We start from the raw sequence: 16,516 nt of genomic DNA, 5'->3' as shown, positions 1-16,516 counted from the left end.
GATCGGGCCTGAAGGCCCTCCTACGAAGGCGGGTTCGTTGAGATCCCTTGGCACGATCAGCCCGCGAATTTCTCCCACAATCCCTCGAAATGGCCGGCGAAGGCGCGGACCAGGCGGATGTCGTCGGTGACCACGAGGTTCTCCTCGTTGCCTTCGCTGGCGCTGCGGGTCCAGTTGAAGCTGCCGCTGGCCAGTCGCTGGCCGTCGAACAGGGCGAACTTGTGGTGCATGTGGAAGGCGGTGTCGTCCAGGCGCACGTCGAGGCCGCGGTCGCGCAGGCGCAGCACGTCGCTGCCGGCGTCGTGGACCTTGTGGTCGTCGCTGAGGATGCGCACCGCGACGCCGCGGCGATGGGCGTCCAGCAGCGCGTCGCAGAGGCGGTCGTCGGAGATGGTGTACACGCAGACGTCGATCGTGCGCTTCGCGCCGAGGCACAGTTCGCGCAGGCGGCGCAGGCAGTCCTCGCCCGGTGCGAACCAGGCGTTCGCTTCCACCGGCGGCGGGTCGGCGCCGGCATCCAGCGTGCGCACCACCTGCTCCAGCCAGCGCAGCAGATCGAGCGATGGGCCGGGCGAAGGACCTGGCGATCCACCCGGCGGCGCGGTCTGCGGCTCGCTCCAGCGCTCGCGGACCAGCGCGAAGGCGCGATTGCGCAGATAGCGCACGCGGTCGCGGCCCAGGCCGCTGCCGATCTCGCGCAGTTCGAACTTCTCGGCGTCGTCCAGCACCGCGTCGGCGGCGCTGTCGCGCAGCAGGCGGTCGAGTTCTGAGAAATCGATCCTGTCGCTCATCGGGGCGTCTTGCCGAGCAGGCGGTCGGAGAATTCCGCCAGCGCCTGTTTCAGTTGTTCCTCGCGCAGCGCGTCGGCCAGCGCCTGGCCTTCGACCGGCGCGGTGCGCGCGCGTTTCGCCGGCGCCGCGGCCGGCGCGCTCTGCAGCGTGGCGATGCGCTCGGCCAGCAGCGTCAGCACCTGCTGCAGTTGCAGTTGCTGCTCGGCATGACGCTCGAACCACGCCGGCGGCAGCGGATTGGATGCCGATGCCGATGCCGCAGGGTCGGTCTCGGCGACGACATCATTCGATGGCGCGCGCGGCTGCGCCAGCCGTTCCGACAGGCGCTCCAGCGCGGCGAGCAACTGCGGCCACGGCGCATCGGGCTTGTCGACGGCAGGCTTCGCGATGGCAGGTGTCTCGGCCGCCGGCTTCGCGCGCTCGGACAGTTTCTCCAGACCGCGCACGCTTTCGACGAGGTCGTTGAGCTGTCCGACCACGCGCTGGCCGACATCGGTCTCGCCCGCGCCCATCGCCTTGTTGCGCAGGAAATCGCGCTTGATCTGCGCCCAGCGCGCGCTCTGCGCATCGTCCATCGTGCCGCGCAGCTCGGCCAGCTTCAGCAGATTCTCTTCGGCGCCGGTCGTCAGCAGCTGCGATTCGCCCTGGTAGTGATCGGCGATCAGTTGCTGCAGCTCCGCGGCGTTCATCACCGGCGAGATCTTCTCCGCCAGCTTGTTCATGTTGCGGTAGCTGCCCTGCAGCCGGAACGCGGGCTCGGTGCGATAGGTGTCCGCCTGCGCGGCGCTGGCGATGTACTGCTGGTTGACGCGATAGACCACGTCGCGCACCTGCATCATCCGTTCCAAGGTGGCCGAAATTTCGTTGATCTCGGCGCCGCTGTAGCCATGCGACAGGCTGTTCGCGGAGAAGGGCTTGCCCTCGATCTTGTCGACGAGCTTGTAGAGATCGCCCAGATCGCGGGTGGCCATCGGCGCCAGCACCGGATTGGAGGTCAGGCTGTTTTCCAGATAGCTGAGCTTGAACGCATCCTCCATGCCGCCCAGCACGTCGCCGAGGTTGTAGATGTCGGCGCGGTTGGCCAGCATGTCCGGAATCTTGAACACTTCGCCGGACTCGGTGTACGGATTGCCGGCCATCGCCACGCAGAACTTCTTGCCGCGCATGTCGTAGGTGCGGGTGCGGCCCTGCCACACGCCCTCGATGCGGCGGGTGCCGTCGCAGAGCGAGATGAATTTCTGCAGGAACTCCGGATGCGTGTGCTGGATGTCGTCGACGTACAGCATCACGTTGCTGCCCATCTCCAGCGCGAGGTTGAGCTTCTCCAGCTCCTGCCGCGCGGTCGCGTCGGGCGCCTGCGCCGGATCCAGCGATCGCACCTCGTGCCCCAGCGCCGGGCCGTTGATCTTCATGAAGATCAGGCCCAGCCGGTGCGCCACGTATTCCATCAGCGTGGTCTTGCCGTAGCCCGGCGGCGAGATCAGCATCAGCATGCCCATCAGGTCGCTGCGCTTGCCCTCGCCCACGGTGCCCATCTGCTTGGCGAGGTTGTCGCCGATCACCGCCAGATAGACGTCGTTGATCAGCTTGTTGCGCACGAACGAGGTCAGCGGCCGCGGCTTGAATTCCGACAGCCGCAGCGCGTCGCGTTCGCGCGCGATCAGCGCCTGACGCAGGCTCTGGCAGCGGCGGAACTTCGGCAGGAACGCCTCGCGATGGCGATGCAGGCGTTCGCCGAAATCGTCGACGCCGACCGTCATCGTGCCGCCTGTGGTCGCGCCATTCGCGCCAGTGTCCCGCGCGATCCGCGAGTGCTCGCCGAGCAGCCCGTCGACCGTCGCGCGCAGATCCGCCTCGACGACCTTCGACAGCGCCTCGTCGCCGAGCAGCAGCAGGGCGACGGCTTCGGGCAGGTAGTCCGCGATCGGGACGTGCGCCGGGTCGACGATCATCGCCTCGAACCAGTGCATGGCGAGACGCCAGCGCGCGGCCGGATCGTCCTTCAGCGCGAGCAGCGAGGCCTGCAGTTCGTCCCACAGCCGCTCGGCGACGAGCCGCTGGCGCAGCGCGTCCAGCAACTGCCGCGCGTATTTGCTGAAGACGAAGGATGCGCGCGGCGCGCCGAGCACCGCGATCAGGTAGTCGGCGGCGCGCGCGTCCAGCGCCGCGTCCACCGGCAACGACTTCGCATCGGCTTCGGCGCGCATCGCCGCGGCGATGTCCGCACGCAGGCGATCGAGACCGCCGCGATGCGCGAACACACGATCGATGCCCTGCGCGTTGCGCGCGCGATCGGTCCATTGCGCGGCCTCGGGGCGCTCGCGCATCTGCGCCCAGAACAGGCTCGCCCATGCGCGCGCCGCCGGGGCGTGCGCGAGCAGTCCGGCGCCGTCGCGCAGCGGCAGCAGCGCCGCCAGCAGGCGCGCGGCATCGTGGTCGTGGATGCCCTTCTCGTAGCCTTCGCGATAGCGCGGCGCGGCGAAATCGCGCACGGTCTTCGTCAACACCTCCGGCTGCGCCAGCTGCTGGCGCAACAGATCCAGGGTGAGGCCGTCGCGGCCGGCTTCGGCCGCGGCCAGCAGTTCGCCCAGCAGATATTCGCCGCGGTACAGCGCCGGCGATTCCGACTCCAGCGACAGCGACCAGAATTCCCGCAACGCATCCAGCTCGGCGTCGCGCACCGGCGCGAAGAATTCGGTGCCGGTGAGGTGCAGGGCGAGCCCATCGCCGCGCGGCAGCACGGTGAGATCGAGCTCCTGGGTGTTGACGCTGAAGCGGTGGCGCGGGCCGAGCTTGATGACGTTGCCGCCGTCCTCGAACAGTTCGGTGCGGTCGCGCAGCGCGCGCACGGCCTGGTCGCGCACGCCCTTGAGCCGGGCCTCGATGTCGTCGGCCTTGACGCTGTCCTTCAGCCCGCGCAGCCGCTCGGCGAGATCGCGCAGCTTCAGGATCAGCGCGTCGCCGGCGAAGAACGCATTGAGTTCGTCCATGCCGGCGATGCGCGCGGTGCGGCGACCGAGGCCTTCGAGGATCCGCGCCGCGGCATCGGCCAGCGACTGGCTTTTGCGCTGACGCTCGTCCAGCAGCGTCTGCTTGTGCGCCTCGAAGGTTTCCAGCAGCTCGTCTCGCTTGGCGACGATGTCGCCGAGGAACTGCTCGTGCTCGCCGAACTGGCTTTCGAGTTCTTCGAGCTGCACCATCAGCCGCGACAGTTCCTGGTCGCAGCGCTCGGGATCGCGCGCCGCCGACAGCGCGCTGGCGATGCTCTGGCCGAACAGCGTGAACTGCGCGCCGAACTGGGCCACCGCCTCGCCGCTGCCGAGGGTCTTGCGCCGCTGCTCCGCGCGCGCCTTCGCCTGGTTGAGCCGGGCGTAGATGCCGGACAGGGTTTCGACGATGCGCGTGCGCCGGGTGGCGTCGTCCACCTTCAGCGTCGCCATCAGTTCCGACAGCATGTCGAGATCGGTCGACAGCGTCTGCATCTGCTGCTGCGGCTCGCGCAGCGCGGCGACGCTGATCGCCTTCTGCGCTTCGGCATCCAGCGCATGCACGCGGTCGGCGTAGGGCTGCAGCGCCTTGTCGCCGGCCAGATAATCGCCGGTCGCGACGCCGGTGCGCGCCTGCGCCTCCAGCAGAGTCGCTTCCATGGCGTCGATCGCCGCGGTGTCGACATAGCGGTACTCGCGGATCGTCAGCAGCCGGCCGCGCTGGGCGACGATCGCGTTGAGCGCGTCGACGCAGTCCTGCACGCGTTCCCAGCGGTCCGGGTCGAGACTGCCGAGCAGCGCCTTCTGCCGTTCCTCGGCGTCGCGCATGGCCGCCTCGGACTGGCGGCGGATGCTCTCGACCTTCTCGTATTCGTCCAGCACCGCCTCGCTGCTGGCGACGATCTCGCGCAGCAGCGGCGCCAGCCCTTCGCAGTGGCGATCCTCGATCCAGTGATATTGATCGAACAGCCGGCGCGTGGTCTGGGTGAGCAGTTGATAGCGCTGCGCCGAGGCGTCGCCGCCGTCGATCTCGCGCGCCAGGCTCAGCAGCTCGGAAATACCGCGGACCAGGTCGGCGTTGCCGATCCGGCCCATGAAGGTGTTGCCGGCCGGCTGCCGCTGCGCATAGTCCTCGAACGCGAACGGCGTCTGCCAGACCTGCATCGGATGAATCCGCGTCGGCTCGCTGCTCTCGGCGCTGAAGATCACCATGCGCCCGTCTTCCAGCCGCGCATAGCCGTGGCCGAGCACCGGCGGCTGCATGCCGCGCTGGATCATGTTGTAGACGAACAGCGCGATGCGGCCATTCTGCGGCTCGTAGAACAGGTAGAGCACATCCTCGCCGTTGGGCGAACGGATCGTGCGCTTGAAGCGCATGCCCTGCACCGCCTGGTCGAAGGTGCGGGTCTCGCCGTTCTGCAGCATGTAGCCGCCGGGGAAGACGATGCCGTGGTCTTCCGGCAACTGTACGCAGGCCTGGCCGATGGCGTCGATGCGATGGACTTTGCGCGACAGCGTGTTGTAGACCAGATATCGCCACTGCTGCTCGCGATACGGCAGGATCTTCAGCAGGATCAGACTGCCGACGCGGGCGAAATCGACCTGGGCGTCGTCCAGCGACTGGGTCTGATCCTCGACCGGTTCGCGGTAGAGGCCGAGGCCGTCCTCGGTGTTGTTCTCGATCTTGACCGTGAGGTCGCCGTTGACCGTCTCCACGAAGACGGTGTCGAGGATGTTCAGATGCGGATGGCGGCCGTTGACGGCCATCTCGCGGGTCGCGCGCGTCCACTCGAAGTCGTACGGCGCCGGCAGCGCGATGTCGCGCTCGCCGCGGTTGTCGATGTAGCGCACGGTCTGCCGCCCACTGCCGCCCTCGATCTGCCAGCGGAACACGCGGATGTCCTCGATCCGCTCGCCGATCTGGAACGCCGCCAGCAGCTTGCCGTCACGCACCACCAGCTGCAGCAGCCGGGTGTTCTTGTAGTAGGCGAAGAGTTCGGCGAATTCCTTGGCGAAGGTCGCGTCGCCGAGGAAGCTGTTCGCGATCTCGACCGGCGTCACGTCGTAGCCTTCCGGCCCTTCGACCAACCGGTAGAGCAGGAACACATCCTCGATCCGGATTTCCTTCTTCAATCCGATGAAGACGTTGTAGCCGAACAGCAGGCAGTCGCCGACCTGGACGATGTCGCGGGCCACGCAGTTGTGTTCGGTGCGGATCCGCAGGCGGCCCACGACCTCCATCCGGCTGCTGCCGAATTCCTGCAGGCGCTGCGCGTTGAGCGCGTCCGCGCGTTCGCGCAGCAGCCGACCCTGTTCGGTCAGGCGCTTGCGCAGCACCTCGTAGGCGCCGCCTTCGGCGACGGCCTTGTCGATTTGCGATGTGGATTCGGACTGCACTGTCTGGACGCTCCTGTTTCAATCCGCGATCTGTCGTGCGCTGCCGGCGGGCCGGCCGATGCTCACGAACCTTTCTCCGGCGCGGATGCCGGCTCATAAATTATGTGCAGGCCGAAGAGTTGCCAGCCACCGTCAACGTTCTTCATGACCACCTGTTCTTCGCAGATACGCCCGCCGCAGACCCTGAGATGGCTCAGCGTCGCGTATGTCGCCTTGGGGTCGTGCCTCTTGCCCTCGACGCGCGCGAACAGATCGATGGAAGCGAAACGCCGTCCGCTGTCCGCATCGACGTATTCGATCGCCTGCTTCAGCTCCGCCGCCATGGACTCGATTTCAGTGCGGCCCACGCTCGCCGCCTGGGGATGGTCTCCCGCCAGGATTTCTGCAGCAAGGCCAACATGATCGCCCGCATCGAAATGGCGCAGCACATCGTTCGCCGCGGCCTCGAAGCTCTCCCGGTAGCCGCCATCGCAGACGAGTTTCGGCGCGTCATGGGTACTCCCCTTGCATGCCCGGTACGCGTCGTTCGGCTCCGCGGCATACGCGATCGCCGGGGACAGCGCAGCCACCGGCACGGTCGCCGCCAGCACGGCTGCACTTGCCATCGCCCTGATCATGATCCTCTCCTCTCCTCTTCGCGCAGCGGCCGGCTGTCGAAACGACAGCCGGCCGTTCGCGACTCATGCGTCTTCCGATTCCGAGACCTTCGTGGTCTTGGCCTCTTTCCCGCCGACCTGCATCGACAGCAGCTTCTGCAGCACTTCCTGCACGATCGGGCTCTTGCCGGCGACGCCTTCCACCGCCTTGCCCACCGACAGCGCCTTGGCGAAAGAATCGAAGAACGCGCCTTCGCCGCCGACGATGTCGATGTTGGCCTTGGCCAGCGCGGTCGACAGCACTTCGGCCTGCTCGCGCGCGATCTCCTTGTTGGCGTCGATCGAGGCCATCGCCTGCTCGAAGGTCTTCTCCAGCTGCATGCGGAATTCCTCGTGCGCGCGCGCCTGATCGCTCATCGCGCCCAGCGCGGCGAACTTGTCGGTCAGACCCTCGGCTTCCGAACGGTACTTCTGACGCAGCACTTCGGCCTGCGAGAAGCCCACGTCCTTGATGACCTTGGCCTCGACCACACCCTTGTCCTGGGCGCCGCGAGCTTCCGCGGACAGCGTCTCGGCGACCACGCGGGCCTTGGCCAGACCCTCCTTCTCCAGCGCCGCGGCGGCAACTTCGCGCACCCGCGCATCGGCCAGGCCCGGCGCGGCGCGCTCGGCCTCGATGCCTTCGGCCATGCGCTTCTTGGCTTCGGCGTGCTTGGCCGCGGCTTCCAGTTCGGCCTGCGCGATCACGGTCAGCTCCACCGCCTTGTGCTTGGACGCGGCCTCGTCGGCCTCGGCCTGCTTGACGTGACGCACCAGCGCCTCTTCGGCCTTGGCCTGGGCGGCGAGCACGGTCACCTGCTTCTGGCGATCCGCTTCGGAGACCTGACGCACTTCCTTGATCCGCTCTTCTTCCTGGGCCACGGTCTTCTCGACCGAGACGCGTTCGCGGATCACGTTGGCGATGTCCTTGCGCTGGATTTCCAGGGCCTTTTCCTTGTCGATCTTCTGCAGCTCGACCTCGCGTTCGCGCGAGACGATCTCCAGGTCCTTGGCGCGATGCACCTTCTCGACTTCGATCACCACCGCGCGCTGGCGGTTCTGCTCGGCGACCTCGACTTCACGCAGGCGGTTCTGCTCGCGGATGTCCAGCGATTCCTGGGTCGCGATGCGCGCCTGCTCGGCCTTCAGGCGCTCTTCTTCCTGCACCTTCATCGTCTCGGCTTCCTCGCGCGCGCGGATGGTCGCGATCTCGCGCTTCTGGCGGGCCTCGGCGTCGGCCTGCTGGCGTTCCAGCGCGAGCATCGCTTCGCGGGTCTCGACGTTCTTCTTGGTGATCGCCAGCTCTTCGTTGCGCGCCAGTTCGTTGGTGATGACGTTCTGCGCCGCGGTCAGCTCGGTGATCTTGCGGATGCCTTCGGCGTCGAGGATGTTGCTCGGGTCGAGCGAGTTCTTCGGCGTCTGCTCGAGGTAGTCGATCGCCACGTCTTCGAGCACATAGCCGTTGAGGTCGTTGCCGATCACCTGGATGATGCGGTCGCGGAACTCCTGGCGGTTCTCGAACAGCTTCACGAAATCGATCTGCTTGCCGACCGTCTTCAGCGCTTCGGAGAACTTGGCGTTGAACAGCTCGTTCACCGCGATCTTGTCGGACGCGCGGTCGACACCGATGGCCTTCGCGACCTTCAGCACGTCCTGCGCGGTCTCGTTCACGCGCAGGTAGAACGCGACGGTGATGTCGGCGCGCATGTTGTCGTGGCAGATCAGGCCGTCCTTGCCGCGGCGGTCCACTTCGAGGGTGATCAGCGAGATCCGCATGAACTCCTTCTTGTAGATCACCGGGTAGACCAGGGCGCCGGTGAAATGCACCTTCGGCGTGGACGACAGATCGTTGACGATCAGCGCCGTGCCCTGCGGCACCTTGATGTAGAAGGCCTTGAACAGGCCGACGATGCCGAGCAGCATCAGGATCACGGCACCTGCGATCATCAGCACGGGCAGTAGGGTTTCGCCAGACATCTCAGTTCTCCAATCGACGCGCAATGACGGATACGACAGGCTGCAGCCGGCGCGCGGGTCGGGGCTGCAGCGGATTCGGGGGGGCACCGCCGGGATCACAATCGCTCGAATTCCTCGGCGGACGTGGCCCGGTAGGCGTTCTGGTCTTCCAGGTATTCGATCAGCACGATGCGGTCGCCGCGGACGAAACGTCCGGACACCTCCGCGCGCACCTGCAGGATCAGGCCGGCGCCGCCGTCGTCGACTTCGGCGGTGCCCGAGGTCTGGGTGATCTCCGGACTGCGCACCACCGCGTAACGGCCGAGCATCGGTCGCTGCGAGACCGGCGCGAATCGGCGGAGGATGCGCCGCACCGGCGCCAGCACCATCCGTCCGACCGGAATCGCGAGCACCAGCCCGGCGATCATGGTCGCGATGTCGGCGGGAATCGCGAAGACGCCGAGCTTGGCTTCGCGCAGCAGGAACAGATCGGTGAAGTAGCAGACGCTCCAGCCGACGATCGCGATGATCGTGAACACCACCATCACCGGCACGCCGTGCAGGCCGAACTTCATCAGCAGACCGCCGGCATCGGCATCGTGGTGATGCCCGCCGTGACCGTGACCGATGTCGTGGCCATGTCCGACGCCGTGGCTGATGCCATGCGTGACGCCGTGACCGAGATCGTGTCCGATGCCATGACCCACGCCATGGCCGATGCCATGACCGGCACCGTGACCGCCGAAGCCGTCGGGCATCAGGCCGTCGATGGTGTCGACTTCGAGAATGCCGAGCGCGGACAGCAGCCAATGCGCCGACACCACCAGCAGCAGCACGGTGTACACGACGGTCGGAAACGACGTCACGATCTGCAGGAACACATCCATCCTCACTCCCCCGGCCGCTGCGCGCGAGCCCCCGCGCACGACACGTTTCGGTCAATCTTCGATTTTCTTCTTCAGCCGCGACAGCACCGCGTCGGCGCCGCTGGGCTCGGCGATGATGCCGGCCTCGCGCAGCTTCGCTTCGAGCGCGTCGTCGCCGTCCTCGCGCGCGATCTCGGCGGCCGCCTCCATCCGCGCGCCGCGCTCGGCCTGCCGGCGCTTGATCCGTTCCAGCGATTCCAGGGCCGTGCGCAGGCGCGAATCGGTACCGGCATGGCGATGCGCCACGGTCGCCTGCGCGCGCTGCACGGTCGCGGTCGCGCGCACGGTGTCGACCTGCTGCTTCAGTCGCTTGATGTGCGCTTCGGCCTGGGCGATCACCTTGCGCAGATCGGCGATGCGCGCGGCGAGTTCTTCGCTGCGCTGGCGGTCGTCGTCGCGATCGGCCTCGAACGCGGCGATCTTCGCCGCGACTTCGCGCGCCAGCGCTTCGTCGTCCGCCTTCAGCGCCTTCAGCGCATAGCCTTCGTATTCCTCGACCCGCGCATCGGAGGCCGCCAGGCGATCCAGCGCGACCTTGTAGTGCGCCAGCATTTCGGCCAGCGCATCCTTCGAACGGTGCAGTTCGGCGTCGGCGTCGCGGATCTCCTGATCGAGGATGCGCAGCGCCTGACTGTCGGCGATGGCCTCGCCGAGCTCGTTGGCGCCGCCGCGCACCGCATCGACCAGCTTGCGCCAGATCGGCGATGCCGATGTACCCGCAGCGATATCCGGCGTTTCCTCGCCGCCCGGGCGTTCGGGCGATTCGTGGACGTTCATGCGGCCTCCCGCAGATGGGTTTCGTAGGCCTCGGTGGCGCGGATGACGTTGTCGGCGAGGGTTTCGACTTCGAACAACACGTCGGCCAGCGAGGACGACGCGCTGAGCGCGCCGAACATGATGTAGACCGGATCGCCGTCGAGGGTTTCGATGCCCAGCGTCGACAGCGGGAAGAGTTTGTGGGTGCGCAGCAGCGCTTCGTTGAAGCGGGCGGGGTCGCGTACCTGCGAGACCGGCCACAGCAGCGCCTCGACCACGATCTGCCGGCCGACCACCGCCATGAACAGCGGCAGGTCGCCGTAGTCGTGCATGGTCAGGTACAGGCCGGGCTCGGCGCCTTCGATCAGCTCCACCGACATCAGACCTTCGCGGACCGGCTCGGAGGCGGCGATCGCCGCGCACAGCGCGGTCGAAGTCCACATCGGCGCCCCCGCATGCATCGCGGCGGACAACCGCGGCGCCGCCACGGTCTGCAACTCACCCATCGTCTGCTCCCCTGCATGGCGCGCCGGCCGAGCGGCGTCTTCCCGCGGGCGGCGCATCTGCCGCTCGATCGCGGCCAGTTCATCGGCGTATTCCGGCAACACCCACAGCTCCTTCTTCGTCAGCCCCTGCTCGCGCAGGCGCTCGCGATGGCGGCGTTGGTAGAAGGCGGAGGTGCGGCGTTCCATGGCGGTCATCCTGATTGTCACATGTGAGTACTGTCAAGCCATCACATGTGACAATCCGACCAACGGTCGCCAGACCCGGTCGCACCAGCCGGCGCGCATCGCCCGCGGGCTTTCCGACGAACGGAGGAAGAACTAGACAATTTTGTCTAGACAAAATTGTCTAGTTCGCATACGGTGCCTGCACAGGGCAATCCCGCCTCCCGCATCCGGACGACCCGCGCATGTCCCGCACACCCGCCACGGCACCGCCCCCGAAACCCACGCCCGCCGAGCTCGATCTGCTGCGCCTGCTGTGGCGCCTCGGCCCCAGCACCGCGAAGCAGGTGCACGAAGCGCAGCAGGTCGAGCGCCCGGAGGCCGCGCAGGCCACCGTGCTGCGGCTGCTGCAGGTCATGCACGGCAAGGGCCTGGTGATCCGCGACGAGAGCGAGCGCTCGCACGTCTACGCCGCGGCCGCGGCGCAGGACTCGCTGCAGACCAATCTGCTGCAGGACCTGATCCACAAGGCCTTCTCCGGATCCGGCAAGGCGCTGGTGATGACCGCGCTGCGCGGCCACGTCACCGATGAAGAACGCGCCGAGATCCAGCGCTTCCTGGAGCAGAGCCGTGACGAATGACCTCCTGTCCGTGCTGGCCACGACCCTGACCACGGCCTTGGTCCCGGCGCTTGCGCAGGGGCTGCTGCACTTCCTCTGGCAGGGCGCGGCCATCGGCGCCAGCGCCTGGCTGATCCTGTGGATGCTGCGCACCGCCCGTCCGCAGGCGCGCTATGCCGTGGCCTGCATCGCGCTGGCCGCGTGCCTCTGGCTGCCGCTGCAGACGCTGCGGCAGGGGCTGCAGCCGGCGACCGCGCCGACGGACACGAGTCCGATCGCCGCCGAGGCAACGGCGGACGCCGTCGCGCCCACCGTGCTGGCGACGCTGGGCCACGCGTTCAGCGCCCGCAGCGCACCGCTCGATGCGGCGACGCCCTGGGTGGTCGCGCTGTGGGGCGTCGGCGTCGGCGCGATGCTGCTGCGCCTGCTGGCCGGGCTGTCGTGGCTGCGGCGCGCGCGCCGGGCCGCGCGGCTGCCGGTACCGGAGATCTGGCAGTCGCGATGGCGTGCGCTCTGCGCGCGCATGCAGCTCGACGATCGCATCCGCCTGCTGATCAGCGACGACGACGATGGCCCGCTTTCCGCCGGCATCTTCCGCCCGGTGGTGATCGTGCCGGCCGCGCTGCTGGCGCGGATGCCCGCCGAACTGCTGGAGGCGCTGCTCGCGCATGAACTGGCGCACATCCGTCGTCACGATTACCTCGTGAACCTGCTGCAGACCCTCGTCGAATCGCTGCTGTTCTATCACCCCGCGGTGTGGTGGCTGTCGCATCGCATCCGGATCGAACGCGAACTCATCGCCGACGACATCGCCGCGAACGCGCTCGGCGAACCCCGCCGCCTCGCGCTCGCGCTTTCCGCGCTGGACCGCCATGCAGCCGCAACGCACCCGCACGCAACGCCCGCCCTCGCACAGGCCGCCCAAGGAGGCCATCTCATGACCCGCATCCAGCAATTGATCCGCCCCACGCGTCCCGGCATCGGCGCCCGCATCGCACTGCCGGCGGTGGCCCTGCTCGCCACCGGTGTGGCCTGCTACGCTTACGCGCAGGCCGACCGTGCACCACTGCAGGCCGCGCAGCGCGTACAGGCCGAGCGCCCGGCCGCAGCGTCGCCGACCATCGTGGCCGCCGGCCCGCGCGGCGTGGTGCGCACCGGCGCTGTCGTGCACGTGGACAGCGACCGCGCGCATGAGGGCTATGCGCTCGTGAACGGCGATTCCGAAAAATTGTTCTTCTCCGGCGACACCGATCAGGTCGACGACGTGCGCGCGGCGCAGGCCGCGCTGGACGGCGATTTCCTGTGGTTCAACCACGACGGCAAGGCCTACGTGTTGCGAGACCCCGCGGTGCTCGCGCGCGTCCAGCGCGCCTGGGCGGCTTCTTCAGCCAGCGAAGCGAAGATGGAAGCGATGAGCCGCGAAATGGAGACGCATAGCCAAGCCATGGAAGCGATGAGTCGGCAGATGAGCGCGCTCGGCGAAAACATGGGCCCCTCGCGGGAGATGCAGGAGAGCAACGCGCAGCTGCAGCACCTGGCGATGGAACAGGCGAAGCTCGCGCAGCGGCAGGCCGAACTGGCGATCGGCGCCGACACCGCCGCTCAGGCGGCTGCGGAACTGGAGATCGAACGGCGGATGGATGCGCTGGACCTCGAGATCGAACGGATCTCCGAACGCATCGACGCCGAAGCCGAAGCGATGACCGCGCGCGCGGCGCCGATGGAAGCGCTGGGCGAGAAGATGGAAAGCGCGGCCAGGCCGATGGAAGCCCTCGGCGCCGAAATGGAAGCGCTCGGCGAAAAGATGGAGCGCGAGATGGCGGCGATCGACAGCGAGATTCGCGGGGAAATCGAACGCGCGGTGCGCGAAGGCCGGGCCGAGCCCGCGCCGACGCGGCAATAAGCGTGACGACGCGGCGGCGCTCATGGGCGCCGCCGATCTGCGCCGCTCGAACGAAGACCCCGGCCCTGCCCGGGGTCCTCGCGTTTCGGCCGGGACCTCAGTCGAAGCCGTATTGGCGGCGGACTTCGACGATGCGCGCCAGCACTTCGGGATCGACGCCGTCGCGCTCGGCGCGGGTGAGGATGTTGGCGAGGACACGCTTTTCGTCGGCATCCACGACTTCGTCGCGCACGGCCAGCGCGAGCAGTTTTTCGAGTTCGGCGAGATCGAGGCGGCCATCGTCGGTGAAGACGTGGATCGAGGCGATGGCGATTTCGTGGTGACTGCGGAGCTTGCCGGTCATTAGCGGTCCTTTTCGGGAAGCGGAAACGAAAACCCCCGGCGGGCCGGGGGCTTGCGGGGCACTGTAACGGCGGCCGCAGCCGCCGGACAGTGTCTTACCAGACCACTTCGGCCATCGAGCAGTTCAGGCCGGAACCGATGCCCAGCAGCGCGACGCGGTCGCCCTTCTTCAGGCGGCCCATCTCGCGCAGCTTGCTGAGCACGATCGGCACCGACGCCGGGCCGATGTTGCCGTGCTCGCCGAAGATGGTGAGCACCTTCTTCGGGTCGATGCCGAAGGCGTCGAGCATGGCCTGGGTGTGGACCTTGCTGACCTGGTGGATGACGAATTCGTCGACTTCGTCCACCGCCCAGCCCAGCGCGAGCTTGGCCGCGGCGAACGTCTTCGACGCGAGCTTCATGCCTTCGATCAGGAGCATCTTGGTGTCGGTGACCATGCGGTCGAGGTTGCCGCGGCAGAGGGTGTTCCACTGCGTGGCGGCGCGGGTGACGCCGCCGCGATAGCGCGGCGCGCCCGGAGCCAGTTCGGCGCGGGCGAGCACCATGCCGGCGGCGCCGCAGCCCAGGGTGAGCGTGGCCATTTCGTTGCGGAACTCTTCTTCGGTGAGGTCCGGGCTGGCCATGCGGTTGAGCGTCTTCTCGTAGGCGAGATTGGCGGTTTCGCCGTCGACGATCAGGGCGTAGTCGATTTCGCCGCGCTCGATCATCCGGCTGGCGATGTCCATGCCGTTGAGGAAGGCGAGACAGGCGTTGGCGACGTCGAAGTTCTGGCAGGTGTCGGACAGGCCGAGGTTGCCGCTGACGATGCTGGCGGTCGACGGTTCCAGATAGTCGCGGCTGACCGAGGTGTTGACGAGCAGGCCGACGCGCGAAGGGTCGATGCCGGCGTCGGCCAGCGCCTTCACGCCGGCGAGGGTGGCGGCATCGGAGGCTTCGACGCCATCGTCCCAGAGACGACGCGAACGGATGCCGGCGATGTCTTCGAGGACGTTGGCCTTGATCCCCAGCCGGTCCAGGGTCGGCTTGAGCCGGGCGTTGATCTCGGCGCTGGTGAGCTGACGCGGCGCGTCGATGTGGGCAAGTCCGGCGATGGCGACGTGTTGAAACAGCATGGGCAGAGGACCATGAGACAGTCAGGAACCGTATAGGGTACTGCCTTCCCTACCCTGGCGCATGCAAAAACCACCGGCGGACCCGCGATTCCGGGCGCCGGCGCACAATCCCGTGCGTTTCCAGCGTGTTACAGCGGAGGTTCGGACCGCCCGCGAAGCCCGGACCGCCGCTCCGGTTCAGCGGGCGGTCTCCCATGCGTATCCGGCCATGCGCCGGACCCCCGGATCGGGGTGGCGGGCGAAGCGCTCGCGCCAGCGTTGCCGCTGCGCCGCATCCGCCGCCACGCCCGCCAGCAGCCAGCACAGGCGCTCCAGCCGCGGCGTTTCGTTGCGGCGCCATTCCGCCGCGAGGACGGGTTCCCAGTGCGTGGTCGGCAGGCGCGACAGCGGGCGCCGCAGCGCCCAGGTGTCGCCGTGATCGAGATATTGCGCCAGCCCCCAGTCGGATTCCGACGCCGGCAGGCATTCGCCCAGCGCCTTGAAGGCGGCCCGACGCGCTTCCTGATCCCAACTGCCCCAGCGCCGTCCCTCCGCGTGGTCGGCGATCATCCGCCGCAGCCGCCCCACCGCCTGGGCATCGCCCCATGCCCCGAGCGTGGCGATGGCCACCGTGCGCACGCCCCACCATTTGTCCGCGAGCGCCGCTTCGACCTCGCGCCACGCCTCGGCATCGGGCTCGCGGGTGCCGAGCGCCCGCAGCCGCGCGCAGCGTTCGCCGACGAGATTGGCGCCGGGACGATCGTGGGCCGCGCGGCGCGCGCGCCGGCACGGCAGACAGCGCACCGCGGTGCTGCCGATCGGGCCGAGCGCGACCTCATGCCACCACTTCTGCTGCTTCGCGGTCCACACCTCTTCCTCGCCGCAGTCGCGGCAGACGAACACGACATCCGCGTAGAACTCGGGCAGCACGCCGAAGGTGTTGTTGTGCCGCGCCAGCAGCGAGCGGTCGGCCGGCTCGATGCCGCCCACCGGCAGATGGCGGCCGTGCGACGGCTTGGCCAGCGTCTCCTGCAGCCGGCGGGCGCGTTCGAGCCGTTTGTGCTTGATCTCGGCGCGGCGCTGTTTGCCGCTTTTGCTCACTTGCGGCAGCGCCAGGCGATGTAGCGCTGCTCGCCGGACACCGGCGGCGCCACCGGCTGCACGGTGTCGGCGCCGAGCCCCGGCGCCTCGTTGCGCGCCAGCGTTTCCAGTTCGTCGCGCACCTTCAGCCGATTGCGTTCGTAGAAGGCGACGCTGTCCTTCACCGACACCTCGACCTCGCCGCGCTTCTCGCAGCCGGCGGGCGTGCCGTCCACCACCCGCACCTTCGAAGCCCCGGGCGCCATGTGCACCCAGGTGCAGCCGGCGGCGAGCAGGCAGGCCGCGGCAATGGCGAAGCGACGTACGGACATGGACGAACTCCGGAAAAGACGATGCCCGCCAT

Annotated in this window: 13 protein-coding genes; 2 read left to right on the top strand and 11 right to left on the bottom strand. The window is 68.1% G+C overall.

Annotated features, from left to right (window positions below; all coding sequences use genetic code 11):
* Positions 1-56: 56 nt before the first annotated feature.
* The 7 genes from ABD974_RS04575 to ABD974_RS04545 form a co-directional block, all read right to left on the bottom strand.
* A complete protein-coding gene (locus ABD974_RS04575) occupies positions 57-791 on the bottom strand; it encodes a phospholipase D-like domain-containing protein (RefSeq protein ID WP_345302112.1) in 735 nt (244 codons plus the stop codon).
* A complete protein-coding gene (locus ABD974_RS04570; protein WP_345302111.1) occupies positions 788-6,175 on the bottom strand; it encodes a DNA repair ATPase in 5,388 nt (1,795 codons plus the stop codon). Before ABD974_RS04570 ends, ABD974_RS04575 begins: the two co-directional genes overlap by 4 nt.
* Before the next feature lie 62 nt (positions 6,176-6,237).
* Positions 6,238-6,792 (bottom strand): hypothetical protein, encoded by a 555-nt coding sequence (locus ABD974_RS04565; RefSeq protein WP_345302110.1) that lies wholly within the window; start codon positions 6,790-6,792, stop codon positions 6,238-6,240.
* Positions 6,793-6,855: 63 nt separating this feature from the next.
* Complete coding sequence (locus ABD974_RS04560) at positions 6,856-8,787, bottom strand: flotillin family protein (RefSeq protein ID WP_345302109.1); 1,932 nt, start codon at positions 8,785-8,787, stop codon at positions 6,856-6,858.
* Positions 8,788-8,882: 95 nt separating this feature from the next.
* A complete protein-coding gene (locus ABD974_RS04555) occupies positions 8,883-9,653 on the bottom strand; it encodes a hypothetical protein (RefSeq protein ID WP_345302108.1) in 771 nt (256 codons plus the stop codon).
* Between the two features lie 51 nt (positions 9,654-9,704).
* Positions 9,705-10,469, bottom strand: a complete 765-nt coding sequence (locus ABD974_RS04550) for a PspA/IM30 family protein (protein ID WP_345302107.1) — start codon at positions 10,467-10,469, stop codon at positions 9,705-9,707.
* Entirely contained in the window at positions 10,466-11,140 is a 675-nt protein-coding gene (locus ABD974_RS04545) for a YjfI family protein (protein ID WP_345302106.1), read from the bottom strand. The genes ABD974_RS04550 and ABD974_RS04545 overlap by 4 nt, the downstream gene beginning before the upstream one ends.
* Before the next feature lie 221 nt (positions 11,141-11,361).
* Between ABD974_RS04545 and ABD974_RS04540 the strand changes: the two genes are divergently transcribed.
* Together ABD974_RS04540 and ABD974_RS04535 are read left to right on the top strand one after the other, a co-directional pair.
* Positions 11,362-11,757, top strand: coding sequence for a BlaI/MecI/CopY family transcriptional regulator (locus tag ABD974_RS04540; protein WP_345302105.1), 396 nt, complete (start codon positions 11,362-11,364; stop codon positions 11,755-11,757).
* On the top strand, positions 11,747-13,639 hold the full coding sequence (locus ABD974_RS04535) for a M56 family metallopeptidase (RefSeq protein WP_345302104.1): 1,893 nt from the start codon (positions 11,747-11,749) through the stop codon (positions 13,637-13,639). Before ABD974_RS04540 ends, ABD974_RS04535 begins: the two co-directional genes overlap by 11 nt.
* A gap of 97 nt (positions 13,640-13,736) precedes the next feature.
* Here ABD974_RS04535 and ABD974_RS04530 read toward each other — a convergent pair whose 3' ends face one another.
* From ABD974_RS04530 to ABD974_RS04515, 4 genes are all read right to left on the bottom strand, one after another.
* On the bottom strand, positions 13,737-13,982 hold the full coding sequence (locus ABD974_RS04530) for a hypothetical protein (RefSeq protein WP_345302103.1): 246 nt from the start codon (positions 13,980-13,982) through the stop codon (positions 13,737-13,739).
* Positions 13,983-14,076: 94 nt separating this feature from the next.
* Positions 14,077-15,093: a 3-oxoacyl-ACP synthase III gene (locus tag ABD974_RS04525; RefSeq protein WP_345302102.1), complete on the bottom strand. Its 1,017-nt coding sequence runs from the start codon at positions 15,091-15,093 to the stop codon at positions 14,077-14,079.
* Positions 15,094-15,270: 177 nt separating this feature from the next.
* Positions 15,271-16,173 (bottom strand): zinc-ribbon domain containing protein, encoded by a 903-nt coding sequence (locus ABD974_RS04520; protein WP_345302101.1) that lies wholly within the window; start codon positions 16,171-16,173, stop codon positions 15,271-15,273.
* On the bottom strand, positions 16,170-16,484 hold the full coding sequence (locus ABD974_RS04515; protein WP_345302100.1) for a DUF4156 domain-containing protein: 315 nt from the start codon (positions 16,482-16,484) through the stop codon (positions 16,170-16,172). The genes ABD974_RS04520 and ABD974_RS04515 overlap by 4 nt, the downstream gene beginning before the upstream one ends.
* Between the last annotated feature and the right edge of the window lie 32 nt (positions 16,485-16,516).

This window comes from Lysobacter hankyongensis (assembly GCF_039543145.1).
In the GTDB taxonomy this organism is placed as follows: Bacteria; Pseudomonadota; Gammaproteobacteria; order Xanthomonadales; family Xanthomonadaceae; genus Lysobacter_I; species Lysobacter_I hankyongensis.
The sequence above is the reverse complement of the archived record's forward strand: the minus strand, read 5'-3'. Positions and strand labels throughout refer to the sequence as shown.